Here is a 1,047-nt window from a genome sequence, read left to right as displayed (position 1 = left end):
GATGAGAAAGAGCGGAAATACTCCGCTCTTTAAAGCTTTAGTTGGCGCTTAGATCAAATTTATACGCAGCTTGCAACCATATCTCATTCTCGTCGAACTTTCTATTTACGCCGCTAGCGTAGTGGTCGCTTCTCTCAAGCGCAGTGTAGGTTACGCCCAAGCTTAGCCCCTTAACGGCCTTAGGAGCGTAGTTTGCCGTTACCGCCCAGCCCTCTACGTCCATGCTGGTGCCGACCGCTTGACCCGCAGCCCCGCTAGCATTGATATTATTCGTGCCGCCTACTCTGTCTTGATCGCCTTTTACGTAGTGTAGCGCGGTTTTGAAGCCATCTAGGCCAATAGCGCCGAAGTTGTAATCAAGCACGATCTTATGCGTATCCATACCCGCGTATCCCGTGAATACGAACGGACCTCTAATAGGCAGAGCGGTGTATGATCCCGGGCCGTTGCCGACACCCAAAATAACGGCATCGTCGTCGCTAACGGTCGTATAGGCATACGATAGGCCGAATCCAAAAAACTCGCTAACCGAGACTCTTGCGCCGAACATATCGCCGTCAAGCCTTCTTGACTCCAGCCCTCCGTCCACGCGCGAGCCTTTGTAGTTAAGATCAAATCCTAGCTTTAAAACCTCGCCTACCGGCACTTTTATATTTGCCTCGGCAAGATATAGGCTAACGTCGCCGTCCTTTAACGCGTTAGCGGGTTTTACGTCCGTTACCGCTGCGTAAGCGCCGGTTAAAGTAGTATAAGGCAAGGATTTGTTTTGAACATATGCGGAGAAGATATTTTCAAATTTTACGGCGACGGGACCCGTCATATTACCCAGAATCACTCTATCTTTAAACAAAGGAGCTTTTCCTTCGCCTGCCGGAGCGCCCATAGCGGTTTTACTCCTTCCTTGAAATTTATAAAACCATCCGCCCCACAAGGTAGTATCGGGGATATCTTTATTAGATATCGCTACGCCCTCGAAAGCTTCTTTAAACGCCCTCGTATAGTTGCCAGCAACGAGCGGAGTAACGACATATTGTCTACCCGCTTTTA

Annotated in this window: 1 protein-coding gene; it reads right to left on the bottom strand. The window is 49.5% G+C overall.

Annotation, left to right across the window (positions count from 1 at the left end; translation table 11 throughout):
* Window positions 1–37: 37 nt before the first annotated feature.
* The coding region (locus Q0095_RS09415) for an OprD family outer membrane porin (RefSeq protein WP_297883269.1) at window positions 38–1,047 on the bottom strand (1,010 nt) is incomplete at its 5' end.

The organism is uncultured Campylobacter sp. (genome assembly GCF_938045535.1).
GTDB lineage: Bacteria > Campylobacterota > Campylobacteria > Campylobacterales > Campylobacteraceae > Campylobacter_B.
This window is presented reverse-complemented; position numbering and strand designations above follow the sequence as displayed.